Genomic DNA, 26,067 nt, shown 5'->3' with positions numbered 1-26,067 from the left:
AAAGGATGAAAGGAAGGGTATTTCGGCATGATGAAAAAAAGATTAGCAGTAGGTCTGGCAGCAGTCATGATGATGGGGTTAACAGCATGCTCAGGGGGAGGAACAGCAGGAGGAACAAGCGCACCTGCATCCGCTGCTTCACAACAGTCACAGGAAGAAAAGACTGAGGGGGAAAAAACGGAGGCAGAGAAGACAGAAGCGTCAGAGGAATTGGATGGGGAAATCAAATTCGGCGTCAGCTGCGCAATTACAGGAAACTTTCCGCTGGCAGGCCAGAGAACGAAGGAGGGAATTGACCTGGCTCTGGAACAGATTAATGCCAATGGGGGTGTTCTGGGTAAAAAACTGGTATATGTAGCGGAGGACGACCAGAATACGCAGACAACAGCCGTAAATGTGGTAACCAGGCTATTGAATGAGGATGTGTGTGCGGTAATTGGACCCCATACCTCCGGAAATGCGGCAGCCACCAGTGACTTATATAAGAATGCCGGGATTCCGTTTATGACAGGCGGTTCCAGCCCTAAACTAGCGACGCTGGATAATCCTTACTTCTTCCGCGTAAGACCTTCTGATACCATCAACGGGCAAGTGGCGGCAAGATATGCGGTTGATACGCTGGGGGCCAAGAAGATAGGAATTTCCTACAATAACAATGACTTTGGAACCGGCGGAAGGGATGTTATCATTCCCATATTGGAAGCGGATGGCATTGAGTATGTGGCCGTTGGACATAACGCAGGTGATAAGGATTTGACAGGGCAGATGATGCAGCTCAAGAGCGCAGGCGTTGACTGTATTATCTCCTGGACAGACGACGCTGAGGTTGCACTGACCGCCAGGCAGCTGTATGAACTGGGGCTGGATGTACCTGTAATTGCCTCCGCAGGTGTTGTTATGGACCAGGTGTTAAATCTGCTGGAACCAGAGTATGTGGAAGGATGGTATGCGGTCACTGACTTTGTATCAACCAATGACGACGATACTGTAAAGCAGTTTGTAGAGGACTTCAAAGCAAAATATGGATATGCCCCCGAACTTTATGCATCTACATACTATAGCGCGGCTTATGTGCTGGCAGACGCAATTGAAAGAGCCGGGTCAACCGAGCCTCAGGCTGTCAGGGATGCTCTGGCGGAAACAAAGGATATGAAGCTTCCGGAAGGTCTGTTTTCCTGCGATGAAGGGGGAAATATGGTCCATGGCTGCGTAATTGCGCAGATTAAAGATAAAATTCCGGGCATGGTGGATTATGTGACGGTGGAGTAGCAGTCGTTGAAAAATGGATGCAGACAGGAAATGGTTTGCATCCATTTTAAACTAAGAGATGGGAGGTCCCAAATGACTTACAGCATTATTATCCAGCTTATTGTGAGCGGGCTTGCTCTTGGATTTATTTATGCGCTGGTGGCGATTGAGTATACATTGATTTTTAATTCTACCGGCCTGCTGAATTTCAGCCATGATAAATTCATCATGTTAGGCGCGTATATCTTTGCAGCCCAATTCCTTATGAGGATGGGAACAAATCCGGTGGTGGGTGTTCTGGCCACTGTTCTTACCATGTTTGTATTCGGCGTCCTGGTGGCGACCGGTATATTCAATCCGCTTCGTAATATGACGTCCCCAATTTTTGCCGTTATGGGCACGGTGTTTTTGGGAAGGATTCTCAATGAACTGGCCAGAATCATCTGGGGAGCTACTCCTTTTACTGTGCCTGGTTTTTTAAAAGGAACGGTAAAGCTTGGGGACATTGTGATTACAGTGGCAAACATCACTGTTATTGTAGTGTCCATAGCAATCGTAATCCTTTTACAGTTATTTTTTAATTTTACGAAGACAGGAAAGGCCATGAGATGTGTACAGCAGAACAAGACGGCCGCCACTCTGATGGGAATCAACGTCACCAGAAATATTAACTTAACTATTGCTCTCAGCGCGGCAATCTGTGCAGCAATAGGCATCATGGTGATTCCTTTATTCACCGTGGATTTAACCATAGCTAACATGATAGGGTTAAAGGGATTTGCGGCAGGCGTGTTCGGCGGCTTTGGGTATTTGCCGGGTGCGATTCTGGGAGGCGTGGTAATAGGAATTCTGGAGAACCTGAGTACACTTGTGATTCCCACACTGTATAAAGACTGCGTTGCTTTTGTGCTTTTAATCGCATGTCTGCTAATCAGGCCCACAGGACTTCTGGGGCACAGAAAGAAATGATGGAGGTGCACATGAATAAATCCGCAAAAATGACAGGGATTCTTTTTGGAATCTTCCTTTTGGTCCTCATTCCGATTGTTGATAAGAATACCTACCATCATATCGTACTGTGCCAGACGCTGGTCAATATCGTGGTGGTTACCGGATTAAATTTTATAACCGGTCTGACCGGACAGATGAATATGGGTACAGCAGGAATCATGGCGCTGGGAGCGTACTCTGCAGCCCTGTGCAGCGCGAAATTCCACATGCCGATTGTGGTGGGATTTATTGTTGCCATTGTGATGGGCATTTTGGTTGGTAAGGGCCTGGGGTATCCGAGTCTGCGCCTGAAAGGTGTATATCTTTCCCTTACTACCATTGGTTTCAGTGAGATTACCCGCCTTATTCTTACCAACTGGGTAGGACTGACCGGGGGAACCATGGGCGTACAAAATATACCATGGATTCGCCTGTTTGGAATTGAACTAAACACATCTTTTAGAATCTACTATTTTTATCTCGCCATTGTAATAGTCATTACTATCATGGCATACCGAATCGTGCACTCCAAATGGGGGCGGGTGTTCAAGGCAATACGGGATAATGTGGAGGCGGTTGAGGCCAGCGGCATCAATATTGCCCAGATGAAGATACTTGCATTTACCCTGGCCACCATTCTGGGATGTTTCGGGGGAGCCATGTATACACATATGATGGGATATATCAACCCAACCACCTTTGTCCAGGATTTGTCGGCCAACTATCTTGCCATGATGATGATTGGAGGCATTGGTACGGTTGGAGGAAATGTAATTGGAGGAGCGGTCATTACGATTTTACCGGAGTTCCTGCGGTTCATGGAAAGCTATTACTGGCTGGTGTTCAGTGTGATTGCTCTGTTATTTGCTATTTTCCTTCCCAATGGCATTGTTTCCCTGTTTACACATACAGGTCCATTTGGAAAATTTGGTCTGGTAAAGCGCCTGTGTAAAAAGGAGGGAGAATAGATGATGAACGGCGATACAATTTTAAAGCTGAATCACATTACAAAAAGGTTCTCCGGCCTTGTGGCTGTGAATGATTTGTCCCTGGAAATGAAAAAAAGAACTATACATGCCCTGATTGGACCAAACGGTTCAGGAAAGACCACCACAGTGAACCAGATTACCGGTACATACGCCCCTACGGACGGGGAGATATATTATAAAGATACATGCACCACCCTTATGCAGCCGTATCAGATAGCACGCTTAGGCATAAGCCGCACCTTTCAGAATCTTAAGTTATTTCAGTCCATGACAGTCATGGAGAATCTGATGGTAGGCGGCCATCAGATGACAAAATTAGGAATCCTGCAGTTCCTTTATCGTTTCAGGGAAGCTGGAAGAGAGGAGCGCATACTCAGGGAGAGAGCAGAGGAAGTGCTGGAATATATAGGTCTTGGGGATATCAGGGATGTGAACGTAAAGAATCTTCCTTATGGCAAGCAGAAAATGACGGAGTTTGGACGGGCTTTGATGCTGAAACCGGAGACACTTATTTTAGATGAGCCGGCCGCGGGCCTGAATCCCACAGAGCGGAAGGAATTTGTGGATATTATACTCAAAACCTTTGATTCGGGAGTGGACATTTTCCTGATTGAACACAACATGGACGTGGTTATGAATATTTGCACCAATATTACGGTGCTGAACTTCGGAGCGAAAATTGCGGAGGGAACTCCGGATGAAATACAGAATAATGATGAGGTAATCAAGGCATATCTCGGGGACCGCTACAAGCCTATTATGCATATTAAGGAGGAGGTGTTGGCACATGCTGAAAGTTAATAATATAAACGTATATTACGGAAAAGTAGAGGCATTGTTCAACGTTTCCTTTGAGGTTGGCGATGATGAGATTGTGTCACTAATAGGGGCAAACGGAGCAGGAAAAACCACCTTGATGAAAACCATTGTAGGCATTAACCGCACCGGACAGGGCTCCATTGAATACAACGGAAAGGCAATCCATAACCAAAAGCCCCATAAATCCATTTACGATGGGATTGTATATGTACCTGAGGGACGGGAGGTGTTTCCTCAGATGACCGTGCTGGAGAATCTGGAGATGGGAGCGTTCAGCAAACGGTATTCAAAAGGTGAGATGGCGGACCATGTGGCCGAGGTGTATGACCTGTTTCCACGGCTGAAGGAAAGGTCAAAACAGGCGGCGGGAACCATGAGCGGCGGTGAGCAGCAGATGCTGGCTATCGGAAGGGGAATGATGAGCAATCCAAAGCTGCTTATGTTTGACGAACCCTCCCTGGGACTTGCTCCGGTCATTGTGGACGAGATGTTCAGGGCCATTATCCAAATCAATGAGATGAAGAAGACTCCGATTGTAATTGCGGAACAAAACGCCTTCATGGCCATGGGCATTTCCAACAGAACGTATGTATTGGAAGTGGGACACGTGGTCAACCACGGAAAAAGCTCGGTGCTTCTGGACAGTCCGGAAATCAAGAAGGCATACCTGGGCGGATGATGGAGGCAGCGATGAGATTAGGTCTGAAGGGAAAAACAGTCGTAATTACCGGCGGGGCAGGAGGAATCGGAAAAGAGGCTGCAAGGGAGTTCTTAAAGGAAGGTGCATCGGTTGCTGTCTTTGCAAGAACAAAAGCAAAGGTTGAAGGCTTTTGCCGGGAGATGGAGGGACAGGGGTATCATAATGTTTACGGAGAGGCCCTGGACGTAACAGACAAAGAGGGGGTCCGCTGTTTCATGGAAACCGTATGCCGGAGATTCGGCACCGTGGATGTGTGGATTAACAATGCCGGTATTGCCATAGATAAGCCATTTTTAGAGTATACGGAGGACGAATGGGATGCCATCATGAATACAGACCTCAAGGCGGTATGGAACTGCATCGGCCTGGTGGCTCCGATTATGATGAAGCAGGAAAGCGGCGTGATTATCAATATATCCAGCTTTGCAGCAAAAATCCCCAGCGCAGGCGGCGCCATATACGGGGCTGCAAAGTCAGGGGTTTCCAGTCTTACCAGAACACTGGCAGCTGAACTGGCGCCGTATCATATCCGTGTTTTGGGTGTGGTGCCGGGCATGATTGATACGGAAATAAGCAAATCCAACATAGCAGAGAATGGAGAGAGGCTGGTTCAGAATGTATCTATGGGCCGCCTGGGCACTGCGGAGGATTTGGCTGGTCCCATTGTTTTTCTGGCATCTGACCAGGCAGGGTACATGACCGGTTTTGATTTGGAGGTAACAGGCGGGAAATTTGCCGTACAGAATACCAGGCAGGCCTGGCATGCAAAGGAAAGGCTGACATGAAAATACTGGTAACAGCAACGAATTACTCCCAATATTGCAGAAACGGTAAATTGAGTCTGGAGAAAGGGGGATACGAAATCATTGAGAATCCCTATAACAGGCCAATGACCGAAGCAGAGCTGATACCTCTCGTAAGGGACGTGGACGGGGTGATAACCGGAGCGGAAAACTGGGGAAGAACCCTGTTAGAGACAGCCGGAAAGCTAAAGGTGATTGCCAGATTCGGAGTGGGAGTGGATAACATTGATTTGGAAGCAGCCAGGGAACAGGGGATTATGGTTACAAACTGTCCGGGACTTAACTCTAATTCGGTTGCGGAACACACGGTGGCCCTGCTGCTGTGTATGTTACGGCAGATACCCCAGCTGAACCAGGATATCCGCCGGGGCAGATGGAAGAGAATGATGTATCGGGAGCTAAAGGGATTAAAGGTTGGTATGATGGGATTCGGCAGAATCGCACAAAATACGGCTGGGAAATTGAAGGCTTTTGGATGTTTCATGATGGCCTGTGACAAGGCGGCTGACAGGATGGCGGCCGGGAAATCAGGGGTTGTGATTGTACCGCAGGACCAGGTTTTAAGAGAGAGCGATATAATTCTCATCCATCTTCCGGCTGCTCCTGACACATGGCATTTAATCAATGATGCGGCCGTTGGGAAGATGAAGAGGGGTGTCATACTTATTAATACAGCCAGAGGGTCTGTGGTGGATGAAATGGCGGTAAAGCGAGGGCTGGATTCCGGAAGGATAGGCGGTTTTGCCTCAGATGTGTTCGAGCATGAACCGGTAACAGGAAGCGAGGAACTTTTTAATTGTCCCGGATATGTGGCAACGCCTCATGTGGCAGCGGAATCCTATGAAAATTATGACAGAACATCCATGACTACGGCAAGGGCAGTCATGGATGTTCTGGAGGGACGGGAACCGGAAAACAGAATTGTATAAGGAGGAGTACATAATGGAGTATACGAACAGATACATAGGAGAATATCCAATCATCGGAATCAGACCCATCATTGACGCGAGACAGGGATTGCTGGATGTAAGGGGGTCCCTGGAGGAACAGACCATGAATATGGCAAAGGCAGTCAAAAAACTGTATGAGCAGAATGTACGGTATCTAAACGGCCAGCCTGTTCAGGTAGTGCTGGCGGACAGCACCATAGGACGCGTTGCTGAAGCAGCGGCCTGCGCACATAAGTTTAAAAAGCTGGGAGTTGATATCACCCTTTCAGTGACTCCCTGCTGGTGCTATGGTTCTGAGACCATGGATATGGACCCCATGACAATCAAGGGCGTGTGGGGACTGAATGCCACAGAGCGCCCGGGCGCCGTATACCTGGCTTCCGTATTGGCAGCCCATGCCAGAAAAGGGCTTCCGGCATTCGGCATATACGGAAGACATGTTCAGGAAGCGGATGACCCGGAGATACCGGAAGATGTAAAGGAAAAACTGCTCCGTTTTGCAAGAGCATCCATTGCAGCTGCATCCATGCGTGGAAAATCATATCTGCAGATTGGCGCCATGTGTATGGGCATATCCGGTTCCGGTATTGACCCTGATTTCTTTGAAGAATATCTGGGAATGAGGGTGGAGTCGGTAGACGAGGTGGAAATTCTCAGAAGAATTGATAAGGGCATTTATAATCACAGCGAGTACGAAAAGGCTCTGCTTTGGACCAAGGCAAACTGCAGGGAGGGGCTGGACAAAAACCCGGAATTTGCCAGACACAGCCGGGAAAAGAAAGATAAAAATTGGGAATTTACAGTGAAGTGCGCCCTTATCATCAAGGATTTGATGAGTGGCAATCACACATTTCCGGATGAATACCAGGAGGAATCGCTGGGCCATAATGCCTTGGCAGCTGGTTTCCAGGGACAGAGACAATGGACGGACCATTATCCGAACACGGATTTTCCGGAAGCAATCCTGAACACGTCCTTTGATTGGAACGGTCCCAGAGAACCTTACATCCTGGCTACGGAGAATGATACGCTCAATGGCGTAAGCATGCTGCTTCTTAAGCTTCTCACCAATCGTTCGCAGATGTTTGCAGATGTGAGAACCTGCTGGTCGAAGGAGGCGGTAAAACGGGTAACCGGTTATTGCCTGGAAGGAAAAGCGGAGGCGGCCGGCGGCTTTATTCATCTGATAAATTCCGGCGCATGCTGTCTGGATGCCTGCGGGGAAGCTCGGGATGAGGAAGGAAAAGCAGCCATTAAACCATGGTGGGATATGACACAGGCGGATGTGGAAAATTGTCTGAATGCCACAACATGGTGTGAGGCGGATTTGGGCTATTTCCGCGGCGGAGGCTATTCCTCGCGGTTTGAGACAAAGGCTGAGATGCCCATGACCATGATACGTTTGAATCTGGTAAAGGGCGTGGGCCCTGTGGTCCAGCTGGTGGAAGGATGGAGTGTGCATCTGCCGGAGGACATATCTGACCAGCTCTGGAAGAGAACGGATTATACATGGCCCTGTACCTGGTTTGCACCTAAGGTGACGGGAAGGGATGTATTTACAAGTGCATACGATGTGATGAATCACTGGGGCGCAAATCATGGGGCCATCACCTATGGCCATGTGGGCGCAGATGTCATTACGCTCTGCTCCATGCTGAGAATACCGGTGTGCATGCACAACGTGGAAGAGGAGAGAATATTCCGTCCGGCATGTTGGAATGCATTCGGAATGGACAAGGAATCCCAGGATTACAGGGCGTGCCAGGCTTACGGCCCAATGTACAGATAGGATGGAGCATATGGATACGGAACAGATAAGAAATGAGATAGAACAGGGAAATACGGCTCTGGGAATCGAATTCGGTTCTACCAGAATAAAGGCAGTGCTGGTAGACGGAAAAAACCGCCCGATTGCCCAGGGCAGCTATGACTGGGAAAACCGGTTTGAACAGGGAATATGGACTTATCATCTGGAAGATGCGGAGGCAGGACTTAAATCCTGCTTCCGGTCCTTGAAAGAAGATGTGAAGAGAAAATACAATATAACACTGCATACCATAGGTTCCATGGGATTTTCCGCTATGATGCATGGTTATATGGCCTTTGACCAAAACAATGAGCTTCTGGTGCCCTTCAGGACCTGGAGAAATACCATGACAGCAGAGGCTTCCCGGAAGCTGACGGAGCTGTTTCATTGTCCAATCCCCCAAAGATGGAGTATCGCACATCTGTATCAGGCAGTCTTAAACGGAGAAGAACATGTTGGCCGGATACGTTATCTGACCACATTAGATGGATATATTCACTGGAAATTGACAGGAAAAAAGGTGCTTGGGGTAGGGCAGGCATCCGGAATGTTCCCCATAGACACGGAACAAAAGAATTACAGAAAGGACCTGGCAGAGTGCTTTGACCAGCTGACAGCAGATAAAAAATATCCGTGGAAGGTCCTGGAGATTCTGCCGGAGGTGCTGGCAGCCGGAAGGCCGGCAGGAGCATTGACAGTAGACGGAGCTGCTTTTTTGGACCCGGATGGGGATTTGGAGCCAGGAATACCTGTATGTCCGCCGGAAGGCGATGCCGGAACAGGAATGGTGGCTACCAACAGTGTTGAACCGGGAACCGGAAATGTATCAGCAGGCACCTCCATATTTTCCATGGTGGTTTTGGAACATCCGCTTTCAGATGTTTATCCGGAACTGGATTTGGTAACAACGCCTGACGGGGAGCCGGTAGCCATGGTACACTGCAATAACTGCACGTCGGATTTAAATGCATGGGTAAATATGTTCAGGGAAGCAGCCGAACTGTTCGGATGCAGGATGACGGCCGGTGAGCTATACGGAAAGCTTTTTCGCAAGGCAATGGAGAGTAAGCCCTCCTGCAAAGGCCTGCTGTCATATTGCTATCTGTCGGGAGAACACATTACCGGACTGGACCAGGGACGGCCGCTGTTTACCAGGACTCCGGACAGCGAGCTCCACCTCTCGGACTTCATGAGATTGCAGCTGTATACATCCATGGCCACACTGCGCATGGGAATGGATATTCTGGTTCAAAGGGAGAATATCCGCCTGGCAAGGCTGCTGGGGCACGGAGGTTTTTTTAAAACAGAAGGTGTTGGCCAGAAGATACTGGCAGATGCGCTTAATGTTCCGGTAACTGTGATGGAGACAGCAGGAGAGGGCGGAGCATGGGGCATGGCAATCCTGGCATCCTTTGGAAGGGATAACCATAATCTCTGCCTGACGGAATATCTGAACAGCTATGTATTTGGGGAGACAGGGACATTGACGGAAGTGCCGGACGAAGAGGGCTGTTTGGGATTCGGACAATTTATGGAACGATTCAGAGAAGGTCTTAGCATTGAACGGGCCGCAGTGAAATATCTAAGGGCTTAGAGAAGGAGGCTAAAAGAAATGGGTACAAAATTAGATGTGGCATTTAAATTTGGCGCAGGAAGATACATACAGGAGCCGGATGCCCTGCAGCTGGCAGGAGGTGAAATTGGTAGGTTTGGGCGCCATGCATTGGTGATTGGCGGACCTACGGCCCTTGATATTGTCAGGGAGCCTTTGAGGAGAAGTCTGTGCGACGCCTGTGTCACGCATGAGTTTGTGGTTTACCCCGGCTATAATACCAGGGAGGCAGCCAACCATTATGCTGAGTATTGCAAAAAAAACGGGTTTGATGTAGTGGTTGGCGTTGGCGGCGGAAAGATTATGGACCTGTCAAAAAGCATTGCCCATATGGCTAAGCTTGCAGTGGTGAATATTCCGACCCAGGCAGCCACATGCGCTGCCTACACTCCAATGAGCGTCATGTATACGGAGGATGGGGCAGCCTACGGAACAGTGGGCGGTAATTTTTACCATGATTATGAAGTGTCGGCAGTCATCATTGACGAGACAGTTATGATTCATCAGCCGCCCAGATATGCTGCATCCGGGATTCTGGATGCCATGGCCAAGTTCATTGAGGTTCAGCATGGCCATGCCTCCATGCCATTTGATGATTTTAATATTGAATTATACACAGCCTACCATTTATCAAAATATACCTATGATATTCTTAGGGAGACGTGTTTAAAGGTTTATGATGATATTCGGGAGCACCGGCTTACAAAAGAGGTTCATGATTTCCTGTTTATTAATTTTGCGCTGACCAGTATTATCAGCGGTGTTTCAAAAGCATTCGGACAGACCGCCCTTGCCCATGAAATGTATTACTGCGCCAGAATGTTCTTTACCAGGGAGTCATTGTCCTATCTCCATGGAGAAATCGTCGGCACTTCGCTGATACTTCAGCTGTACTATAATGGAACACCGGAGAAAATTCCGGAATTCCGGAATTTCATGAAAAGGATGGAAATGCCTGTCACCCTTAAGGAACTCGGGATACCGGAAACAGAGGAGAATGTACAGAAGATATTTGCGTATTTACGCAGCACGGCATTTGTAGAGGATACAGAGGAGAATCAGGAAAAGCTGATGGACTCCATCAGGGCTGTTTGTGAAATATGAAGGGAGATATCCAAGTAAGACATAGCCGTTTGGTTAATCTGGTCCTGTACCTGATTGGAATCCTGCTCATGCCCATGGGCGTGGTGATGACAATCATGTCTGGTCTGGGGGCGGGCGGGTATGATGCCTGGAATTTTGCTTTGGCCGGGGTACTGGGCCAGCCGGTTTCCGTCGGAATTTACATTTCATCTGTGTGCGTAATTTTGCTGACCGCCGGAATCCGGCGAAGAAAGCCGCGGTTTACTACTTTTATAACCTCTTTTTTATTAGGGATTGTTACAGACCTGTGGCAGCAGATATGCCTGAAAAGCAGGATTGGAACATTGCCCCCATATCTGCTGTTTGCAGGCGGAATGATAATCGTGGCGTTCTGTGCGGCTGCCTATATGGAAGGAGAGCTTCCTCCCGGCCCCACCGATGACCTGGTAGTGGCGCTTCACCGGAAAGGGATGGGGCTTGGAACCGTGAAACTGGGATTGGATGTGATATGTGCGGCCATGGCGTTCTGTCTGGGCGGGGAAATAGGGGCCGGGACATTACTGTTGACATTTGGCCTGGGACCGTTAATCGGAGGCTTCCATGCATGCATCCTGAAGGCGGTAAACAAAATTGAGAATCAGGGAGAATGCCTATGAATATGAAGATAGAGAAGATTTCCATGGTGGACCAGACCATTGACAGGCTGAAAGAATATATTGAAGAAAATCAGCTGAAGGAGGGGGACCGGATGCCCACGGAACAGGAAGTCTGCAATATGTGCGGAATCGGAAGGTCAACGGTCAGGGAAGCTTACCGGATGATGCAGGCCTTAAAGATAACTGAGTCCGTAAGGGGAAAAGGCGTCTTTTTCAGAAAGCAGGAAAAGCAGCAGGTTGAGAGAAGCGAGATTGCAGATTGGTTCAGGGAGAACAGTGAGAATATTGAGAATTACATGGAAGTCCGCAACGCGGTTGAACTCATGGCAGTCCGGATGGCGATGAAGAAGGGCGATAAAAAGTGGATTGAACATCTAAAGGTGATTTCTGACAAGACAAAGGAACTTCTGTCCGGCGGACATACCAGACAGAACCGGGGTGTGCTTATGACGCTGTATGATGAAGAATTTCATCAGAAAATCACATCGGTAAGTAAGAACCCTCTTCTGGTATGCATTGAAAAAACCATTACAGACTGCCTTGCCGATTATAGAAATAAGGTATTTATGCTGGACGAAAATATCGAAAGGGCCTACCGTTCCCACTGTGCCATAATAGAGGCCATAGAGAGCGGAGATGAAGCTGCGGCAGAGGAACAGATTAATGAGCATCTGGCGGATTCTTTGGCAGATATGAAACTGATACAGGAAAAAAACTGAAAGGGAGAGGTTTATGATGGAGATAGCAATTACAGATATCAGGGATACAGAAATAGAGGGAGTGACAATATTGAGGGAGGAAACAGAGCCATACAGGGAGAGCTATTTCCAGTGGGCCGCCTCCCCTCTCATTGCAAGCTTCCAGTCATCCCAAATCAGCGGAGGAGTGCTGTCCTGCCAGGCGGCAATCCCCGGATTTCGGGAATTGGAATATCATAAAGACAAAGAGTTTTTTTACTTTGTACAAGGTACGGCTCTGATGCCTTTTGCAAACTTTGATTCAGAAGGAAAAGTCGATGAGGCATCCATACAGATTGTACGTATACCGCAGGGGACCCAATTGATTATAGACGCCGGAAAACTGCATTTTGTTCCGGTGGCTGAAGGGCCGGAGCCGGTAAAAATTGTGGTGGTATCTCCTAAAATGGATTCGCCCAGAGTGTCTGTATCTGAATCTGTAAATGGTATTTTGAAAAGCTGAGGTGTACCGATGGAAATTCTTGTATGTATCAAGCAGGTTCCTGGAACTGCCAATGTTGAGGTGGACTCAGTTACAGGCGTGCTGAAGAGAGATGGCGTGGAATCAAAATTAAATCCATATGACCTTTTTGCATTGGAAATGGGATTTGAGCTGGCAGAAAAAGAAAAGGGACATGTGACTGTGATTACCATGGGGCCGATGCAGGCCATGGACGCGCTGAAAGAGGCTGTTTGTATGGGCGCAGAGGCAGGGGTGCTGGTATCAGACCGGTGTTTTGCGGGAGCAGATGTGTGTGCGACCAGTTATACCCTGTGTCAGGGAATACAAAAGGCAGGAACGTTTGATGTTATTCTTTGCGGAAAGCAGACCACGGATGGGGATACGGCCCAGGTGGGACCGGAAATCGCTGAATTTATGGGGATTCCTCATGGAGCAAACGTACTTGCTATAACAGGGACAGATGGTAACGGAATTACCGTACGAATGAACCTGGAGCACAGAATACAGACACAGCGCATGACAATGCCATGCCTGCTGACCGTGGAGAAGGATGCCAACACGCCCAGACTCCCTTCTTATAAAAGAAAGCTGGACCTGTCTGTGGAATGTCTTAAGACAGTGTCGCTGAAGGATTTTAATGACCAGGACACCGGACATTATGGACTGGATGGTTCTCCCACCCAGGTGGAGCGGATTTTCCCGCCGGATAAAACGGAAGATAAAGTAATAATGGAAGGAAAGGGACCGGAGCTGGCCCAATATTTGGCTGGGATTCTGCAGGAGAAAAAATTTCTGTAATCATTGAACGGGAAGGAGAGGAGTATGGCAAAATTAAAAGTGAACCAGGGCAGGGTGACGAAGGAAGCAGCAGAGCAGCTGGAAGAGCTCTGTCCATTTGGGGCGATTTCGGAAGAAGATGGAAAGCTATCTGTTTCATCCGGATGCAGGATGTGCCGTCTGTGTGTAAAAAAAGGCCCGGCCGGTGTGATGGAATGGGTTGAAGAAGAGCCGGCAGAACCAATGGTTAAAAAGGAAGAATGGAAGGGAATTGCCGTATATGTTCAGATGGATGGAAACAGAATTCATCCGGTTACCCTGGAGTTAATTGGAAAAGCAAAAGAGCTGGCATCGGTGATTCAGGCTCCGGTCTACTGCCTTCTTATAGGCAGCCGGGTAAAAGAAAAGGCAGAGGAACTGCAGTATTATGGGATAGAACGGGTATTCCTGTACGACCATCCAGGACTGGCGGATTTTAATATAATGACATATGCAAATGTGTTCTCTGACTTCATAGAGAATGTCAGACCTTCATCCATTTTGGTGGGAGCGACCAGCGAAGGAAGGTCACTGGCGCCAAGGGTGGCTGCACGTTTCAGGACAGGGCTGACAGCTGACTGTACTGTACTGGAAATGAAGGATAATTCGGATTTGGTACAGATAAGACCGGCCTTTGGCGGCAATATCATGGCTCAGATTGTGACGCCCAGGCATCGTCCCCAGTTCTGCACCGTCAGGTATAAGGTGTTTTCACAGGCAGAGAGAAACCGGTTCCCCGGCGGTTCTATAGAGCAAATGGAGGTAAAAGAGAGGTTCTTTGATTCCTCGGTCCAGGTCCTTTCAAATGAAGAAAAAACGCGGCAGGCAGATATATCAGATGCGGAAATCATCGTGGCCGTGGGAAGAGGGGTTAAATCCAGGGCAGATGTGGAGCTTGTAAAAGTTTTCGCAGACCGGATAGGGGCTCAGATGGCCGGCACCAGGCCATTGATTGAAAATGGATGGTTTGACGCCAGACAACAGATAGGGCTTAGCGGGAGAACGGTAAAACCTAAACTGATTGTTACAATAGGTATTTCAGGAGCAGTACAGTTCGCCGCAGGGATGAAAGGGGCGGACTGTGTCATAGCCATTAATAAGGATAAGAAGGCGCCGATTTTTGACATAGCCAATTATGGCCTGGTTGGCGATTGGTATGAAATCCTGCCGGAGCTGGTCAATTGGATGAAGGAGGGGGCGTGATGGACAGAAATCGGATAAATCAGGAATATACAGATGAAATAAAGGCCATGTTTCCGCCTGAGAGAGTGCTGGCCGGAGAAGAAATCAGCGAGGATTACGGGCACGATGAGTTGGGGGATGTATTTTCAATGCCTGAGATTCTGGTAAAAGTTATGAGCACTGAGGAAATATCCAAAATCATGAGATATGCTTCCGGCCATGATATTCCGGTGGTAGTGAGAGGCGCGGGCACGGGTTTGGTTGGAGGAGCAGTGGCTGCACAGGGCGGCATCATGATTGAAACCACGGGAATGAATCATATATTGGAGCTGGACCGTGAGAATTTGACTGTTACAGTTGAACCTGGCGTCCTTTTAATGGACCTGGCATCCTATGTGGAAGAACAGGGGCTGTTCTATCCGCCGGATCCAGGAGAAAAGTCGGCAACCATCGGCGGCAATATCAGCACCAATGCAGGCGGAATGCGTGCAGTAAAGTACGGAGTCACAAGAGATTATGTGAGAGGGTTAACCGTGGTTACGGCACAGGGCAATGTTCTGGAACTGGGCGGCAAGGTGGTTAAAAACAGTTCCGGCTATAGTCTGATGAATTTGATTATCGGTTCAGAGGGAACATTGGGAATTATCACAAAGGCAGTTTTAAAACTTCTTCCGCTTCCGCAAAAAACAGTCAGCCTGCTGATTCCATTTCATTCTATTTCAGATGCAATTGAAATTGTACCTAAAATCATAGAGTCCCAGGTCCAGGCAGTGGCCATTGAATTTATGGAAAAAGCAACCATTCTTTTTGCAGAGGATTATCTGGGAAAGAAATTTCCCGATACATCCAGTGACGCTTATATCTTACTGACATTTGACGGAAACAGCCGGGAAGAGGTGGAGCAAAATTACAGCCGGGCCGCTGATTTGTGTCTTGATAACGGTGCAAAGGATGTGTTCCTGGTGGACACCGATGAGAGAAAACAGAGTGTATGGTCTGCAAGAGGCGCTTTTCTGGAGGCGATTAAGGCATCTACCACGGAGATGGATGAATGCGATGTGGTGGTGCCCAGAAGCCATGTGGCAGATTTTATCAAGTTTACCCATCAAACCGCCGCGGAATTAGAGATGCGCATTCCCAGCTTTGGACATGCTGGAGACGGCAATCTCCATGTCTATCTTTGCAGGGACCAGATGGACCAGGATACGTGGAGGGATAAAAAGCAGAAAGCCTTTGAACGGATGTACAAAAAATCGGAAGAATATGGCGGTCTTGTGTCCGGGGAGCACGGAATTGGCTATGCAAAGAGGGAATACCTGAAGAATCAGCTGGGTGAGGACCAGCTGCAGCTGATGGCAGGAATCAAAGGCGTTTTTGACCCAAAGGGGATTTTGAATCCGGAGAAAATTGTATAAATATAATCTGAAGTGAATGAAAATAATCTGATGAGAAGGTCCGGGTCTTGTACCGGGCCTTTTACGCAAGAGAAACATGCAGATGGAGTGAAACTGGTCTGGAAGCTGGAGAAACGAAGGGCAGGGGTACATATGAAGAGATATGGAGAAGCTGAGCCGGGTTTTGAAAGGGCTGCCTTTGAGCGCCTGTTGTCGGAGGTGGAAATACCAAGGTTTGCAGAAGTTGAATACAGGGTTGGGTGTCCTGTTCTGGAACAGGTGGAAGAGTCGGTGCGGACCGCGCTTCGGAGGAGCACGGCATTCGGAACCATAAAGGCAGGACAGACCGTGGCGATAACGGCCGGAAGCCGGGAAATTGCTCATATCGTGGAAATCCTACGCACTGTTTCGGAGGAGATAAAACGTTTAGGCGCTATCCCTTATCTGGTACCGGCAATGGGCAGCCACGGGGGTGCGGATGCGGATGGTCAGAAGGCGATATTGGAAGGGTATGGTATTACGGAGGAATCCACAGGAGCAGAATTGCGCTCGTCCATGGAGGTGGTATGTCTGGGAAAAACAGAAGATGGCTTTGATGTGTGGCTGGATGCCTGTGCCATGGAGGCTGATTATATCATACCGGTGGGGCGGATAAAGGCCCATACGGATTTTCGCGGTGCGGTGGAGAGCGGAATTGTAAAAATGATGGTAATTGGGCTGGGAAAACAAAAGGGGGCATCCATCTGCCATAAAATGGGATTTGACCGCATGGGACAGAATCTAATCCGGTTTGCAGAGGTGATTTTAAGGAAAGCGCCAATCCTTTTGGGACTTGGCATTGTGGAAAATGCCCGCCATGAGACTGCCTATATTGAGGCTGTTCCTGCGGGCCGGATTTTAAAGCGGGAGCCGGAATTGCTGAACTATGCCAAGTCATTGATGGCCCGTATTCCGTTTGACAAGATTGACGTGCTGGTAGTCAGCCGGATGGGAAAGGAAATCAGCGGAGCCGGAATGGACCCGAATGTGACCGGAAGGTCGGGCACTCTGGCAGCGGATGTGCCTCATGCCGAAAAGATAGCTGTTTTGGATATCACAGAAAAGTCGGCAGGAAATTCGGCAGGAATGGGAAATGCAGATGTAATAACAAAACGTTTGTATGATAAAATAGACAGGTTCCCTGTATATGTAAATGCCATAACATGCCGTGATACGGCCGGTGCAAAAACACCTGTTGTCATGCCCACCGATGATTTAGCCCTGCGTTTCTGCCTGCACACATGCGTAAGGCGCGATGCCGCCCAAAACGGCCGGATTGTATGGCTGAGAGACACGGCTGACTTAAGCCGTTTTTGGATATCGGAACCATTGCTGTTGGAGGCGGCAAAAGATGAGAGGCTGACTGTGACAGGAGAACCGGGGAAAGTGACGTTTGAGGATACAATGTGCAGCTGTACCAAGGAATCATTCATATATCCGTAAGAATATCGTCAGCTGCCGTGGTGACCGGGGCAGCCCTTAATGTTGTGCTGGACCCTGTTTTCATGTTTGACTGGGGGCTGGGGATGGGAGTGGAGGGCGCTTCCCTTGCCACAACCGTTTCACAGTTTGTCACATGTTTCATCCTTGAATGGTTCTACATAAGCGGACGCTCCATCATAAAAATAAAAAGGGAGTACTTCAGGCCGAAGTGGGAACTGGTTAAAACCGTCACACTCATTGGAATCCCTACGGCTGTCATACAGATTTGTCTTGCGGTTGCCACATCCCTTACCAATATAGCGGCAAAGCCCATGGCAGACGCAGACCTTATTATTGCCGCATACGGCGTGGTGCAGCGCCTGGTGCTGATTGGCTGCTATGTGGTTATGGGGTTCATGCAGGGATACCAGCCGGTGGCCTCCTACTCCTTTGGCGCCAATAAGGAAGAACGGTTCCATGAGTCAGTCCGTTTTGCACTGCGGACATCCCTGATTCTCACCGTTCTGGTGACAGGAATCTATATACTTATGGCCAGGCCGCTCATTATGCTGTTTAACGGGAATCCGGCAGTCATTGATTATGGAGTCAGGCTTTTGATTTCACAGGTGGCTCTTTATCCGGCTTTTGGTTTGTGCTATAATCATGAGCCAGTGGTATTTTGGACATGTGAGTCTCATGTACATAAAAAGCCTGAAGGGGGACTGGTTTTACCGCATGCTGTTTCCTGTATTGATTTTGGCAGGAAGCCTGAGCACGGCAGGAATCGTGTGGTCCATCCAGGACTGCATGCTGGGGCTTTTAATCATTCCCAATGTGCTGGCCCTTTTTAAGCTGTCGCCGGTGGTCATGAGGCTGACCAGGGAATTTTTTAGGGAGAATCATAGGTAACGGGGCACATATACACTTTATATACATTTACGAACAGGAAGGAAATGATATCATGGATTCAAAAATAGAGGCGTACATCAGCCGGATACCGGCATTGGCGGAGGCTGCCGCCGGAAAAGAGGTGCTGTGGATAAATGACAGGGAGTGCCTGGAGAGCGGACAGAGAGAAAAGAAAGTATCCGGAGAGCAGATTGAAGACGCGGCAGTAAGGCTGGCCCGCTTTGCACCTTATCTGGCGGAGGTTTTCCCTGAGACTGCCAGCCGGAATGGCATGATAGAATCGGAGCTTCGGGAAATCCGGGCCATGAGACAGGAACTGAACCAGAAGCGGGGAGCGGGAATCTCCGGAAGGCTGTTTTTAAAAATGGACAGCCACCTTCCCATATCCGGCTCCATAAAAGCCAGGGGAGGTATCTACGAGGTGTTAAAATATGCGGAGGACCTGGCTTTCGAGGCAGGGCTTCTCACGGAAAAGGAGGATTACCGGAAACTGGCTTCCTGTGAAATGAAGGAGTTTTTTGCACGGTATAAGGTTCAGGTGGGGTCTACCGGCAACCTGGGGCTCAGCATCGGCATCATGAGTGCCAAACTGGGTTTTCAGGTAATTGTGCACATGTCGGCAGACGCCAAACAGTGGAAAAAGGATTTGCTGAGAAGCAAGGGAGTCACGGTTGTGGAGTATGAATCCGACTACTGCGCGGCCGTGGAAGAGGGAAGAAAGCGTTCCGGCCAGGACCCCATGAGCTATTTTGTGGACGATGAGAATTCCGTCAACCTGTTTCTGGGCTATGCAGTCGCAGGAGAGCGCCTGAAAAGCCAGCTGGAGGAACAGGAAATCCAGGCATGCTGTATGCTGGTGGGAATGGCCACAGGCGAGCATGACAGGGTCAGTGTCAGGAATTTGAGGACAGAAAACTGTATGAGCTGATGCGCGCGCTTATGAGAACCGAGAATATATTCATAGAACCGTCTGCATGCGCCTCCTTTGCAGCATTCCTGCATCCGGATGAGATGGAAGGATACATCAGGAAAAAGGGACTCTGTGACTGCATGGGACAGGCCGCCCATATAGCCTGGGCAACAGGCGGCAGCATGGTTCCCTAGGACATGGTGGAAGAGTATCTGAATACATGGATACAGGCTTAATGGGGCTGACATGGACAAAACAGGGCGGATGGCCGAGCGGTCATCCGCCCCTGTTTTCCTGGAATGAATCTGAAGGGGGCGTATTATGCCACCAATTCAATCACATTTCCTTCCGGGTCAAAGACGCTGCTGCTGTAATAATCCATGCCGTAAAACCCAGGCTCACATATTACTTCGTGGCCTTCCAGTATCAGCTGGCCGGTGAGTTCGTTGACACGTTTCCTGCTTCCTACCCTGAAGGTGAGCCTCACCGCATAAGAAGGCCGGGTTTCCGGAAAGGATGGCATGACGGATGGAACGGCGGGCGATACAGCGGATGGGACTCCCAATGAGCCGTGCTGTTCCGGTATGAGTTTGATTTTTATTCCTCCATCAAAAGACAGGCTGTATACGGGCCTGTCAAAGGGACGTACATCATCCACGACCGCTCCTAAATATTTCACATAAAAATCTTTCATTATCTCCGGTTCCATGGTATGAATGGTAATATAAGCCAATTTCATTTCCATCATCACTCCTTTGAACAAAATACCTTGCATATGTCCTTTTTTTCATTATAATGGAATTATAGAGATATTTGTAATAAAATCACGGCTGAAAATAACAGAATCCTGTCTTGCCGGGAAAGGAGGTTTCGACATGCAGCTAAACTATCTGGAGGTAAACGGTAACCTGGAGGAAGTTACCTGTCATGGCACGCCTGCTTTTCCAATGGAGGTGTACCTGGATGATTTGGATTTGTATCCAAACCGGGTCATACCCTGGCATTGGCATAAGGAATTGGAGCTGGTTTATGTGCTGAAGGGTGACATTGAGTTTCAGACAGGCGGCTGTTCCTATGTGCTCTGCGCCGGGCAGGGCGGGCTCCTGCCGTCTAATATGCTGCACATGGTCACGCCCTATCACCAGCAGCGCGGCAGCGTTTACTGCGCCGTGCTGGCTGACCCTTATCTGCTCCACGGCCTTTCCGGGGGACTGGTGGAAACGCAGTATGTTTCCCTTATTACAGAAACAGAGAGGGATTTCTTTCTGTTTGACAATACCTGTCCATGGCATAGGGAGGCATTGTCCTGCATCCATGACATGTATCAGTGTGACTGCAGGCGGCCCAGGGGATATCTGTGGCGCCTGCAGATTCTGCTGCAGAAGATGGGGCTTACGCTGTATGAGAATCTGGATTTAAGAAATAAGCGGCAGCCAGCCTTTTCCGATGTCCAGTACAGGCGGGTCCGTTCCTGCCTGGAATTCATTCACCAGGAGTATGCCGGAAAAATCCGGCTGGAGGACATTGCAAAGGCAGCCAGTGTCAGCACCAGCGAATGCTGCCGGGATTTTAAGGAAATACTGGGGCAGTCCCCTGTGGATTATCTTATTTCCTACCGGGTACGCATGGGAGAGTATCTGCTGACCCATACGGACAAGAGTATCCTGGAAATTGCATTGGCAGCCGGGTTTTCCGGCAGCAGCCATTTTTCCAACACATTTTCCAGGTATATGGGGGACACGCCTCTTTATTACAGGAAAAGAGAACGTGGAATGGTTTATTGAACGGTACCTGGTCAGGGAGGGAGAATCAGTTGCTGACGCAAGGGACAGGCTGAAGCGGGAGAAGGCCCGGCGGCCTCTGCACAGCCAGGTAAAAAGCCAGGCCCGGAGGCCTCCGCACCGCCAAACATAAAAATCAGGCGCCGGACAATACCAGGGTCACGGCACAATACACCAAAACCAGCGCCATAACCAGATTAAAGGGGCGGCAATACTGTTTCAGGAACCGCTGCAGAATGCTTCCTGCACCGGCCCAGGTCATGACTCCTGCCATTCCAATGAACGTCATGCTGACAGCATGAAACAACAGGGAACCTAATCCCGCACCGGACGGAAGCACATAGCCTGTATAGATGGTAATGGCGTACAGGATGATTTTGATATTTGTAAACTCCAGAAAAACGCCTTTCCAGAACGATATCCCGTGGTCTTCGGTTTCTGCGTATGTGCTGCGGGCAACATGTATGGCCAGCCAGACTATGTAGGCGGCCCCCACATACTTAAGGATTTTGGCCAGGGCCGGTACATACCTGGCCAGTTCATAACAGAACAGGGCGCAGAGGACCATTACGTACAGAAAACCGGCTGCAATGCCCAGGAGAACATGTCTGCCTTTGCGCCATCCGTTCCGGCTCACCGCACAGAGGGCAACGATGTTATTGGGACCAGGGGTAAAGGCAGTGACCAGGGAGTAGGGCAGATAGGTCAGAATGATTGAAAAATACATTGCTTATTTCCTCCTTTTTCGTTATAATACACGTAAATAATGATTCAATCAAATCAAAAGTTTTAGTGTAATACTTCAAAAGTATTTAAGTATACAGCGATACAAGGAAGAAGGAATTATTGTGGATTTAAAATACCTGAACACATTCCGGACAATCATTGAAGAGGGGAGCTTTTCCAAAGCAGCTGACAAGCTGAATTATACCCAGTCCACCATTACGTTCCAGATTGGCCAGCTGGAACAGGAGCTGTCCTCCTGCCTCTTTGAAAAAATCGGCAGACGTATGGTCCTGACCAAGGCAGGAGAGCATCTGATTCCCTATGTGGACGAGGTGCTGGATTCAGTGAAAAAGCTGCACTGTTTTGAGCAGGATTTGGAGGCGTGCCGGGGAGAGCTTTTAGTGGGAGTGGGAGAAACGCTTCTGTGTTACAAGCTTCCGTCCATATTAAAGGAATTTCACCGTCAGGCGCCCAAGGCCCGTCTTTTCATACGCTCCATGAACTGCTATGATATAAGGGATGAGCTTTTGAAGGGAACTCTGGATTTGGGGGTGTTTTATGAAACGGTAGGAGGCTTTGGCACAGGACTTTGCACCAGGTCCATGGGAGAATATCCTGTTGTTTTAGTTGCCTCGCCCCAGGTTAAACAGTCCCATCCGGATTTTCTGACACCGGACCAGGAGATTCCTGTTCCATTTATCATCAATGAACCCAACTGCATTTTCCGCCAGATATTTGAATCGTATTTACGGGAGAAATCCATCCGCCTTGACCATACCATTGAGCTGTGGAGCATCCCTACCATTAAAAATCTGGTAAAAAGTGATGTGGGTATTTCCTTTCTGCCTGAATTTACGGTGAGGGAAGAACTGGAACGGGGAGAACTGGAGATAGTCAGGACAGATTTGGAGCGTCCGGTTCTCTCGGCAGTATGCGCATACCATAAGAACAAGTGGGTCAGTCCATTGATGCGGCTGTTCATGGATTTGTGTGAAGAAGCGAATTGTCATGAAAGGACAGGGGATTAGGCCTGAAATGGAGTAAAGAATGAAACTGATAAGTCTGTTTACCGCGCTTGCGGTCATAATTGGATTGTTTGCCAATGCAGGGCGGAAATTGTACCAGTGGCTTGGACCGCTTTTTCCGGGCATGGGTTCCCTGGGGTATGGAATTGTCTATGGTCTGGCAGTTACCGGGATTTTGGGAGCGTTTGTTGTCAGCCGTATTCCAAATAACCATATACCTGCGCCTGTTTTCTATGCTGACCACTATCTCCTTGGATTCATTGTCTACATGGTGATGTTCGTTAATCTGGCGGGATTTCTGGTGTTCCTGGCAGGAGTGATGCGTATTCTTCCGCCGCCCCTGTCCTTCCGGGCAGGCATTGCAGCGGGAACCATACCGCTGTTTCTTTCAGCTGCCCTGTCCGTATATGGGACTGTCCATGGGGCGGTAATACAGATAAAACCCTACGAAGTTCAGATAGGCGGCCGGAATGCAGAAAAGGCTCCGCTGCGGATTGCCCTGATTAGCGACCTGCATCTGGGGTATGTCATAGGAGAACACCATCTTGAAAAGGTCATTGACGCGGTAAATTCCACAAAGCCGGACATTGTCTGTATGGCCGGAGATATATTTGACGGCGATGCCGCTGTCCCGGCTGACCCGGAAGCTCTTAAGGCATTGTTTCTGAAAATGGATTCAGTTTACGGCGTTTACGCCTGCCTTGGAAACCACGATGCAGGTCCAAGCTATGGCCGCATGATGGAATTCCTCTCAGAAGCAGGCGTTCATGTGCTGCAGGATGAGGCGGTTGTCATAGACGGCCGTTTTGTGCTGGCGGGCAGGAGGGATTCCTTTCCCATTGGCGGGCAGGGGGATAAGCGGGAAAATCTCACGATGCCTGCAAAGGCAGGGGAGCTGCCTGTCATTGTAATGGACCATCAGCCGGGAAATATCCGGGACTATGGGGAAGAGACGGATTTGATTCTCTGCGGACATACACACCAGGGACAAATGTTTCCTTTTAATCTGATTACCAACGCTGTATTTGATGTGGATTACGGATATTACCGGGCATCGGATGCTTCGCCCCAGGTCATCGTTACCTCAGGCGCAGGAACCTGGGGACCGCCCCAGCGGGTTGCCACGGATAATGAGGTGGCGGAAATCCTGGTCATGCTTCCCGCCGGACCGTAAGGATACAGGCGGGAGCAGGGAAAATATAGAATAAGATACAAATAAGGACCTATTCTTTGACGAATTACGTTCTTGTTTTCAGAGGGTATTCCTGTATGATGATAGATAATGGTATTCTTGAATACAGACAGAAAGAGGAATATAAAGATGAAAATAGGCGTACGCGCACATGATTACGGTAAACGCGGTATCGAAGAGCTGGCATGCCTTCTGCATGGGGAAGGCTATGACGGGGCGCAGCTGGCCCTTCCCAAGGCATTTAAGGAGATTGACAGCTATCAGGATATCCGGCTGTCCCACATTGAACGTATCAGAAGGGCATTTGAGGAGAATCAGGTGGAGATTCCTGTGATGGGATGCTACATGGACCTGGGGAATCCCGATGATGAAGCAAGGCAGTATGCAGTGAAGACAATCAAGACATGCCTGAATTACGGAAAGGAAATGGGGGCCGGCGTGGTGGGAACTGAGACAGCTTATGCCCATTTGAACAAAGGGGAGAGGGCTGCCTGGCGTCCCTTCATGATGGACAGCCTGAAACGGGTCATGGAGGAGGCGCAGCGCATTGACATGAAACTGGCTATTGAGCCGGTGTACTGGCATCCTCTCACGGACCTGGAAACAACCCTTGAAGTAATCCGGATGGTGGACGACCCGGAGCACCTGCGGCTGATTTTCGACGCCTCCAACCTGCTGGAATACCCGGAATCCACGGACCAGGATACTTACTGGAGCCAGTGGCTTGAGGGCATCGGAGCATATATCCATGTGATGCATATTAAAGACTACAGTCTGGGAAAGGACCGTGCATATCAGCCGGAACAGCTGGGAGAAGGCATCCTGCGGTATAAGGAAATCAGCCGATGGCTCCATGAAAACAGACCGGATATGTATCTGCTCCGGGAGGAAATGAATCCGGCAGCCGCCAGGAAGGATATTGAGTTTATGAAGCGGCTGTAGAGGCAGACTGTGGGGTTACAGAAGAATCACATCCGCCGTTCTTCTGGGCGCCGTCCTTTTATATGTGATGTCCGGATATCCCAAAAGGGCACAGGCTTCTATCTTTTTTTCTCCCACGCCCAGCCATTGTAAAACCCTGGGATTCATTTCAGCTGCTCTTCTGAGATAGCCGTTATACAGAAAACCAAGTCCCAGTGAAACACCCATGAGCTCCATGTTCTGGGCAGCCAGCCCGGCATCTATATTGGATTCAGATGCAATGAACAGGACAGCAGGCGCGTTGCGAAAGAGATAATCCCGGGTTGAATCAGCCATATGGGCATTATAAAAGCCGCGGTAGGCCAGGGCTGCTTCCGGGGAGGAGCTGTCCAGAATACGGCCGATTCCATCCCAGATAAGGGTCCTTAGGTATTCCAGTTCCTTCTGGACAAAGATAAAGCGGCAGTCCTGCATGTTCTTGGCCGTGGCGGTGTACCGGCCTGCCTGGACCAGCATGTCCAGGTCCCTGGAGCAGACCGGCGTCTGCTTGAAATTACGCACGCTGCGGCGGAATTTAATCGCCTTAAGAAGCCGGTCCGCATCCAGCCTGGTTTGGGCGGGACTCAGTTCTTCCACATCCTCCATATCATATTCCGGGATGGATACGGCGCTGCATGGACAGACAGCAACACAGTGGCCGCAGAGAAGGCAGGCTCCGGATACCTCTGCTTTCCCCTCCTTCAGATGCAGGTTTTCTGCAATACAATCCCCAATACACTGCCCGCAGCCGATGCAGGCGTCTCTGTTTATTTCTACCATATGAATATCCTCCTTTGGTTCTCTGCGTTTCTTTATGTTCCATATGCAAACATACCACATTACAATATACTAAA

General features: G+C 49.2%; 27 protein-coding genes and 1 pseudogene. 25 read left to right on the top strand and 3 right to left on the bottom strand.

The window, feature by feature from the left end; translation table 11 throughout:
- Window positions 1–27: 27 nt before the first annotated feature.
- The 21 genes and pseudogenes from I2H39_RS04330 (at window position 28) to I2H39_RS29595 (ending at window position 19,723) form a co-directional block, all read left to right on the top strand.
- Window positions 28–1,269, top strand: coding sequence for an ABC transporter substrate-binding protein (locus I2H39_RS04330; protein WP_138305884.1), 1,242 nt, complete (start codon window positions 28–30; stop codon window positions 1,267–1,269).
- Window positions 1,270–1,341: 72 nt separating this feature from the next.
- Window positions 1,342–2,217: a branched-chain amino acid ABC transporter permease gene (locus I2H39_RS04325; RefSeq protein WP_138305885.1), complete on the top strand. Its 876-nt coding sequence runs from the start codon at window positions 1,342–1,344 to the stop codon at window positions 2,215–2,217.
- A gap of 11 nt (window positions 2,218–2,228) precedes the next feature.
- On the top strand, window positions 2,229–3,206 hold the full coding sequence (locus I2H39_RS04320; protein ID WP_195625863.1) for a branched-chain amino acid ABC transporter permease: 978 nt from the start codon (window positions 2,229–2,231) through the stop codon (window positions 3,204–3,206).
- Complete coding sequence (locus I2H39_RS04315) at window positions 3,207–4,028, top strand: ABC transporter ATP-binding protein (RefSeq protein WP_330640983.1); 822 nt, start codon at window positions 3,207–3,209, stop codon at window positions 4,026–4,028. It abuts the gene before it with no gap.
- Entirely contained in the window at window positions 4,015–4,725 is a 711-nt protein-coding gene (locus I2H39_RS04310) for an ABC transporter ATP-binding protein (RefSeq protein WP_138305887.1), read from the top strand. The genes I2H39_RS04315 and I2H39_RS04310 overlap by 14 nt, the downstream gene beginning before the upstream one ends.
- An 11-nt stretch (window positions 4,726–4,736) precedes the next feature.
- On the top strand, window positions 4,737–5,531 hold the full coding sequence (locus tag I2H39_RS04305) for an SDR family NAD(P)-dependent oxidoreductase (RefSeq protein ID WP_195625862.1): 795 nt from the start codon (window positions 4,737–4,739) through the stop codon (window positions 5,529–5,531).
- Window positions 5,528–6,478 (top strand): phosphoglycerate dehydrogenase, encoded by a 951-nt coding sequence (locus I2H39_RS04300; RefSeq protein ID WP_195625861.1) that lies wholly within the window; start codon window positions 5,528–5,530, stop codon window positions 6,476–6,478. Before I2H39_RS04305 ends, I2H39_RS04300 begins: the two co-directional genes overlap by 4 nt.
- 13 nt (window positions 6,479–6,491) lie before the next feature.
- Window positions 6,492–8,288: an L-fucose isomerase gene (locus I2H39_RS04295; RefSeq protein WP_195625860.1), complete on the top strand. Its 1,797-nt coding sequence runs from the start codon at window positions 6,492–6,494 to the stop codon at window positions 8,286–8,288.
- A gap of 10 nt (window positions 8,289–8,298) precedes the next feature.
- Window positions 8,299–9,900, top strand: coding sequence for an FGGY-family carbohydrate kinase (locus tag I2H39_RS04290; protein ID WP_195625859.1), 1,602 nt, complete (start codon window positions 8,299–8,301; stop codon window positions 9,898–9,900).
- Window positions 9,901–9,918: 18 nt separating this feature from the next.
- Entirely contained in the window at window positions 9,919–11,022 is a 1,104-nt protein-coding gene (locus I2H39_RS04285) for an iron-containing alcohol dehydrogenase family protein (RefSeq protein ID WP_195625858.1), read from the top strand.
- 29 nt (window positions 11,023–11,051) lie between these two features.
- On the top strand, window positions 11,052–11,657 hold the full coding sequence (locus tag I2H39_RS04280) for a membrane protein (RefSeq protein ID WP_227146174.1): 606 nt from the start codon (window positions 11,052–11,054) through the stop codon (window positions 11,655–11,657).
- Window positions 11,654–12,376 carry an FCD domain-containing protein gene (locus tag I2H39_RS04275; protein ID WP_171042515.1) on the top strand — a complete coding sequence of 241 codons (723 nt, stop codon included), beginning with the start codon at window positions 11,654–11,656 and terminating at the stop codon, window positions 12,374–12,376. Before I2H39_RS04280 ends, I2H39_RS04275 begins: the two co-directional genes overlap by 4 nt.
- 13 nt (window positions 12,377–12,389) lie before the next feature.
- Complete coding sequence (locus tag I2H39_RS04270) at window positions 12,390–12,857, top strand: hypothetical protein (RefSeq protein WP_138305895.1); 468 nt, start codon at window positions 12,390–12,392, stop codon at window positions 12,855–12,857.
- A gap of 9 nt (window positions 12,858–12,866) precedes the next feature.
- Window positions 12,867–13,655 carry an electron transfer flavoprotein subunit beta/FixA family protein gene (locus tag I2H39_RS04265; RefSeq protein ID WP_138305896.1) on the top strand — a complete coding sequence of 263 codons (789 nt, stop codon included), beginning with the start codon at window positions 12,867–12,869 and terminating at the stop codon, window positions 13,653–13,655.
- A gap of 24 nt (window positions 13,656–13,679) precedes the next feature.
- Window positions 13,680–14,876: an electron transfer flavoprotein subunit alpha/FixB family protein gene (locus tag I2H39_RS04260; protein ID WP_195625857.1), complete on the top strand. Its 1,197-nt coding sequence runs from the start codon at window positions 13,680–13,682 to the stop codon at window positions 14,874–14,876.
- Complete coding sequence (locus I2H39_RS04255) at window positions 14,876–16,270, top strand: FAD-binding oxidoreductase (RefSeq protein ID WP_195625856.1); 1,395 nt, start codon at window positions 14,876–14,878, stop codon at window positions 16,268–16,270. The genes I2H39_RS04260 and I2H39_RS04255 overlap by 1 nt, the downstream gene beginning before the upstream one ends.
- 132 nt (window positions 16,271–16,402) lie before the next feature.
- A complete protein-coding gene (locus tag I2H39_RS04250) occupies window positions 16,403–17,731 on the top strand; it encodes a lactate racemase domain-containing protein (protein ID WP_195625855.1) in 1,329 nt (442 codons plus the stop codon).
- Window positions 17,732–17,793: 62 nt separating this feature from the next.
- A pseudogene (locus tag I2H39_RS04245) lies at window positions 17,794–18,351 on the top strand (MATE family efflux transporter); the annotation flags it as partial.
- 22 nt (window positions 18,352–18,373) lie between these two features.
- On the top strand, window positions 18,374–18,619 hold the full coding sequence (locus I2H39_RS04240; RefSeq protein ID WP_334302989.1) for an alanine:cation symporter family protein: 246 nt from the start codon (window positions 18,374–18,376) through the stop codon (window positions 18,617–18,619).
- A 52-nt stretch (window positions 18,620–18,671) separates the two neighbouring features.
- Window positions 18,672–19,547, top strand: a complete 876-nt coding sequence (dsdA, locus tag I2H39_RS04235; RefSeq protein WP_330640981.1) for a D-serine ammonia-lyase — start codon at window positions 18,672–18,674, stop codon at window positions 19,545–19,547.
- An 11-nt stretch (window positions 19,548–19,558) separates the two neighbouring features.
- A complete protein-coding gene (locus I2H39_RS29595; RefSeq protein ID WP_330640980.1) occupies window positions 19,559–19,723 on the top strand; it encodes a hypothetical protein in 165 nt (54 codons plus the stop codon).
- Window positions 19,724–19,848: 125 nt separating this feature from the next.
- Here the strand turns inward: I2H39_RS29595 and I2H39_RS04230 are convergent, their stop codons facing one another.
- Window positions 19,849–20,268 carry a VOC family protein gene (locus I2H39_RS04230; RefSeq protein WP_227146180.1) on the bottom strand — a complete coding sequence of 140 codons (420 nt, stop codon included), beginning with the start codon at window positions 20,266–20,268 and terminating at the stop codon, window positions 19,849–19,851.
- 136 nt (window positions 20,269–20,404) lie between these two features.
- Between I2H39_RS04230 and I2H39_RS04225 the strand changes: the two genes are divergently transcribed.
- Window positions 20,405–21,313 (top strand): AraC family transcriptional regulator, encoded by a 909-nt coding sequence (locus I2H39_RS04225; protein ID WP_195625854.1) that lies wholly within the window; start codon window positions 20,405–20,407, stop codon window positions 21,311–21,313.
- 133 nt (window positions 21,314–21,446) lie between these two features.
- Here the strand turns inward: I2H39_RS04225 and I2H39_RS04220 are convergent, their stop codons facing one another.
- Window positions 21,447–22,037: a LysE family transporter gene (locus tag I2H39_RS04220; protein WP_195625853.1), complete on the bottom strand. Its 591-nt coding sequence runs from the start codon at window positions 22,035–22,037 to the stop codon at window positions 21,447–21,449.
- 121 nt (window positions 22,038–22,158) lie between these two features.
- Between I2H39_RS04220 and I2H39_RS04215 the strand changes: the two genes are divergently transcribed.
- The 3 genes from I2H39_RS04215 to I2H39_RS04205 all read left to right on the top strand — a co-directional run bounded on the left by I2H39_RS04215 (window position 22,159) and on the right by I2H39_RS04205 (window position 25,195).
- The gene (locus I2H39_RS04215; RefSeq protein WP_195625852.1) at window positions 22,159–23,064 is read left to right on the top strand and encodes a LysR family transcriptional regulator; all 906 of its coding nucleotides are present in this window, start codon (window positions 22,159–22,161) and stop codon (window positions 23,062–23,064) included.
- Between the two features lie 19 nt (window positions 23,065–23,083).
- On the top strand, window positions 23,084–24,235 hold the full coding sequence (locus I2H39_RS04210; RefSeq protein WP_195625851.1) for a metallophosphoesterase: 1,152 nt from the start codon (window positions 23,084–23,086) through the stop codon (window positions 24,233–24,235).
- 147 nt (window positions 24,236–24,382) lie between these two features.
- Window positions 24,383–25,195, top strand: a complete 813-nt coding sequence (locus I2H39_RS04205) for a sugar phosphate isomerase/epimerase family protein (protein WP_195625850.1) — start codon at window positions 24,383–24,385, stop codon at window positions 25,193–25,195.
- Between the two features lie 15 nt (window positions 25,196–25,210).
- Here the strand turns inward: I2H39_RS04205 and I2H39_RS04200 are convergent, their stop codons facing one another.
- Window positions 25,211–25,993, bottom strand: a complete 783-nt coding sequence (locus tag I2H39_RS04200; protein WP_195625849.1) for a nitroreductase family protein — start codon at window positions 25,991–25,993, stop codon at window positions 25,211–25,213.
- Between the last annotated feature and the right edge of the window lie 74 nt (window positions 25,994–26,067).

This window comes from Clostridium sp. 1001283B150225_161107_B6 (genome assembly GCF_015556325.1).
Taxonomy (GTDB): domain Bacteria; phylum Bacillota; class Clostridia; order Lachnospirales; family Lachnospiraceae; genus Enterocloster.
Note: the sequence above shows the minus strand (reverse complement) of the source record. Positions and strands in the feature narration are given on the sequence as shown.

Coding starts and splice junctions, on each gene's coding strand:
- I2H39_RS04330 (WP_138305884.1), top strand. CDS start 28: ATGATGAAAAAAAGATTAGCAGTAGGTCTGGCAGCAGTCATGATGATG.
- I2H39_RS04325 (WP_138305885.1), top strand. CDS start 1,342: ATGACTTACAGCATTATTATCCAGCTTATTGTGAGCGGGCTTGCTCTT.
- I2H39_RS04320 (WP_195625863.1), top strand. CDS start 2,229: ATGAATAAATCCGCAAAAATGACAGGGATTCTTTTTGGAATCTTCCTT.
- I2H39_RS04315 (WP_330640983.1), top strand. CDS start 3,207: ATGATGAACGGCGATACAATTTTAAAGCTGAATCACATTACAAAAAGG.
- I2H39_RS04310 (WP_138305887.1), top strand. CDS start 4,015: ATGCTGAAAGTTAATAATATAAACGTATATTACGGAAAAGTAGAGGCA.
- I2H39_RS04305 (WP_195625862.1), top strand. CDS start 4,737: ATGAGATTAGGTCTGAAGGGAAAAACAGTCGTAATTACCGGCGGGGCA.
- I2H39_RS04300 (WP_195625861.1), top strand. CDS start 5,528: ATGAAAATACTGGTAACAGCAACGAATTACTCCCAATATTGCAGAAAC.
- I2H39_RS04295 (WP_195625860.1), top strand. CDS start 6,492: ATGGAGTATACGAACAGATACATAGGAGAATATCCAATCATCGGAATC.
- I2H39_RS04290 (WP_195625859.1), top strand. CDS start 8,299: ATGGATACGGAACAGATAAGAAATGAGATAGAACAGGGAAATACGGCT.
- I2H39_RS04285 (WP_195625858.1), top strand. CDS start 9,919: ATGGGTACAAAATTAGATGTGGCATTTAAATTTGGCGCAGGAAGATAC.
- I2H39_RS04275 (WP_171042515.1), top strand. CDS start 11,654: ATGAATATGAAGATAGAGAAGATTTCCATGGTGGACCAGACCATTGAC.
- I2H39_RS04270 (WP_138305895.1), top strand. CDS start 12,390: ATGATGGAGATAGCAATTACAGATATCAGGGATACAGAAATAGAGGGA.
- I2H39_RS04265 (WP_138305896.1), top strand. CDS start 12,867: ATGGAAATTCTTGTATGTATCAAGCAGGTTCCTGGAACTGCCAATGTT.
- I2H39_RS04260 (WP_195625857.1), top strand. CDS start 13,680: ATGGCAAAATTAAAAGTGAACCAGGGCAGGGTGACGAAGGAAGCAGCA.
- I2H39_RS04255 (WP_195625856.1), top strand. CDS start 14,876: ATGGACAGAAATCGGATAAATCAGGAATATACAGATGAAATAAAGGCC.
- I2H39_RS04250 (WP_195625855.1), top strand. CDS start 16,403: ATGAAGAGATATGGAGAAGCTGAGCCGGGTTTTGAAAGGGCTGCCTTT.
- I2H39_RS04240 (WP_334302989.1), top strand. CDS start 18,374: ATGAGCCAGTGGTATTTTGGACATGTGAGTCTCATGTACATAAAAAGC.
- dsdA (WP_330640981.1), top strand. CDS start 18,672: ATGGATTCAAAAATAGAGGCGTACATCAGCCGGATACCGGCATTGGCG.
- I2H39_RS29595 (WP_330640980.1), top strand. CDS start 19,559: ATGAGAACCGAGAATATATTCATAGAACCGTCTGCATGCGCCTCCTTT.
- I2H39_RS04230 (WP_227146180.1), bottom strand. CDS start 20,268: ATGAAATTGGCTTATATTACCATTCATACCATGGAACCGGAGATAATG.
- I2H39_RS04225 (WP_195625854.1), top strand. CDS start 20,405: ATGCAGCTAAACTATCTGGAGGTAAACGGTAACCTGGAGGAAGTTACC.
- I2H39_RS04220 (WP_195625853.1), bottom strand. CDS start 22,037: ATGTATTTTTCAATCATTCTGACCTATCTGCCCTACTCCCTGGTCACT.
- I2H39_RS04210 (WP_195625851.1), top strand. CDS start 23,084: ATGAAACTGATAAGTCTGTTTACCGCGCTTGCGGTCATAATTGGATTG.
- I2H39_RS04205 (WP_195625850.1), top strand. CDS start 24,383: ATGAAAATAGGCGTACGCGCACATGATTACGGTAAACGCGGTATCGAA.
- I2H39_RS04200 (WP_195625849.1), bottom strand. CDS start 25,993: ATGGTAGAAATAAACAGAGACGCCTGCATCGGCTGCGGGCAGTGTATT.